Source organism: Moorena sp. SIO4E2, from assembly GCF_010671945.1.
GTDB classification, from domain to species: domain Bacteria; phylum Cyanobacteriota; class Cyanobacteriia; order Cyanobacteriales; family Coleofasciculaceae; genus Moorena; species Moorena producens.
Window position 1 is genome coordinate 1 of sequence record NZ_JAAHIE010000814.1, and the last position, 2703, is coordinate 2703.

Genomic DNA, 2703 nt, shown 5'->3' on the forward strand with positions numbered 1-2703 from the left:
TGTTAAAGCTGTTGAGTAACTGTCTGCGCAGCTGAGAACCCCCTTGGCAACTCAGCACCACCTATGTGGCTTTCTTTGAAGGAAGGTTATCACATAAAACAGAAACCCGTGAACTGATTAGGTGTAGGGTGGGCAAATAATAATAGTTTCACCAAAAGTACAGTTATCATCCACCTTTGCCCACCCTACAAAAGCGATCGCACTAATATCGGGGAGTATGGGGGGGTTGGGTCCTTTGTATAGATACAGCCAGTGGTGTGGTACAGTACTTTTGCAACCCATCGTGGGCTGAAATAAATTAACCCAAACATAATAGGAATCATGAAAAAACCATTTCCTGAGCACACTAAATACGCCCGGTTCAAATTTATTCAAAGGTTGTCTTCCTTTCTGTTCGCAATTCTCTGTGGGACGGGTATATTTTTGGCCATCCCACCCCATGCCCTGGGGGCTGATGTACACGGTAACACTAATATCACAAACTTAGATACTAAGTATTTTCTCAACACTAACGACTCCATTCAGATCAACCAAACCAATCCGTTCAATATGGGCATTAACCAATATTTGTATAACCTCACCGTTGAACCCTCAACTGAATGGAATAGCGATGAGCATAATGCCTATTCAACAACACCAGTTAACCTTGACAATTGTCAGTTTGAAAATGTATTTTTCGGACTGACCTTTGACAGTGATAATCTCGCCAAACCTATATATGAAAATGCTTGCATGGGTATGGATTGTAAGAATGGGTTTCGTGAGGTATATCCCCTTCAGCCTCATTGGGTCTTTAAAATTAACACTCCTTCTGACGTCACTCAGGCCGAAATTAAAAATTTTGGGAACTGTCCCATTTCCGTAACTGCTTCTCAAAAGGAATCCTTGGATTTATGGTCCGGGTTTAAGTCATTTGGTGACCCTTTTGTTACTGATAAACGTAAACCGGATGGTACATTAGAAGATCAAGATATGAACGATGAATTGATACCTATCGATAGCCTTGGTCACCACGTCCTTAAAAAAATATATTATTACGAAACAGGTGGCAAGATAACTGCTCTCGGAGCTCTCAATACTATATCCGCCTCAAAGTTTCCCGCTCTCGGTGGTGGGGTTTGGGGCGATATCATGATCATGCCCGATACGATCCGTGCCCCACACTGGCATATGACCGAAGCTGAGTCCGGTTTCTGTTACCAAGGTTACGGTAAGGTCGGGGCGATTGTTGATAAGGACACCTTTCCATCATCCGACGGTAGCGGGTATGCAAACGATCGGCTGGTTGAGGAAATTTTCATTCATCCTAATGAGATCTTCATGTTCCCAACTGGTGCTCAACACTACTTGCGGAATATCGGATCTGAACCGTTTAAATGCATCCTTTTCTTACGCCATGGCGTTCCTACTAACCCGAAAATATTGTCCGCTATTACTTTACAAAACGTACTTGGTCAGACTCCCCTAGGGGTCTCTGCTGCTTTCACTAATCCTAAAAATCCGAGTCTTAACTTAACCGGGTTTATCGACATGGGTCAAGTTGATGCTTACAATAATGCTGCTTCAATTTCTAACTATCAGAACGAAGCCTTTAAACCAAGTCAAGATTATGCCGGAATAACCGTAAAAAGTGCTGATGCCGACTGTCGCCCGGAATCTTGGATGACTTGTGTTCCGGCAATCTGTCCATTAAAAGATTTGCCAGAAGCAGACCGATGCGCAAATGTCACCAATGGCGGACCTTATAAGTCACAGACTCCTTAGGCTCGGACCAATAGGTTTTGGTGAATTACAATACTAGGTAGTTTGAAGACCCTCAATCCCTAATTGCATATTCCTCACACTAAATCGTCTTTCGCTCCGCCTATGGCAACACCCCGAAAGACATACTGGGGAAGGGGATTGGGGGTTTATTTTCCTTAACATCCCCCAGACCTATGCCGTATTTTAAAAAAATAAAGAAAACCGAAGGCAAAGCCTGTTAAAGGAAAAGAATTTCACCGGGCTCGTGCCCAATTTACAACCCAAAATCCTATATTGAAGACGATACTGTCATAAGTAGTGCCTGCTGATTAGAATAGAACTTTTTTAGGGGGCACGGTGCTGGGCGCTGGGCCCATTGCGCGGCGACCTCACAAAAACAAACTCAGGTTTTTCTCAACGGTTTTTTTCTCAACAGGCGACTATCTTGTATTTCTTCAGAACAAGAGCCGGAATGACCCCTGGCAGCATCATACAATATCGATAATAGCAACGGACCAATGCCAAAAAACATGCCCCTTTATACTCCGACTATGTTATTTGAGATTTGTCGGGGGATGGCTGGGGGGATACATCTATACCATCCTAGATTTTTGGTCTTCTTACCCAAAGCACACCATACAAAATATAGCAGAAGTCAGAAGTCAGAAGTCAGAAGTCAGAAGTCAAACTCTTGCGCTTACAAAGGGTTTGAGACTTTTGTCATGTCCTAACTGCCCTGGCGACTGCTATACCTTCTATTTTGGGGATTTTATCCAATGGTGTTCCGTATATTGTAACATAATCTAGCCTAGAACTAACAACGAATAGTCGGGAATCGGGAATCGGCGTAGGGTGGGCAAATACATGTCATCTGACCAAATCCTCTGGATTCGTGTCCATTTGCCCACCCTACAAGTGCTTTCGAATGGTCAACTGCCGGGTTTCGATGGTACATTAGCT

Annotated in this window: 3 protein-coding genes; 2 read left to right on the forward strand and 1 reads right to left on the reverse strand. The window is 43.6% G+C overall.

Annotated elements, in window-relative coordinates; genetic code table 11:
• Nucleotides 1–117: 117 nt before the first annotated feature.
• Entirely contained in the window at nt 118–282 is a 165-nt protein-coding gene (locus tag F6K37_RS37585) for a hypothetical protein (protein ID WP_287256117.1), read from the reverse strand.
• A 39-nt stretch (nt 283–321) separates the two neighbouring features.
• On the opposite strand from F6K37_RS37585, the gene F6K37_RS37590 reads away from it, so the two are divergent.
• Together F6K37_RS37590 and F6K37_RS37595 are read left to right on the forward strand one after the other, a co-directional pair.
• Nucleotides 322–1764, forward strand: a complete 1443-nt coding sequence (locus F6K37_RS37590) for a cupin domain-containing protein (protein ID WP_287256120.1) — start codon at nt 322–324, stop codon at nt 1762–1764.
• 497 nt (nt 1765–2261) lie between these two features.
• Nucleotides 2262–2474, forward strand: a complete 213-nt coding sequence (locus F6K37_RS37595; RefSeq protein WP_287256122.1) for a hypothetical protein — start codon at nt 2262–2264, stop codon at nt 2472–2474.
• The last annotated feature ends 229 nt before the right edge of the window (nt 2475–2703 follow it).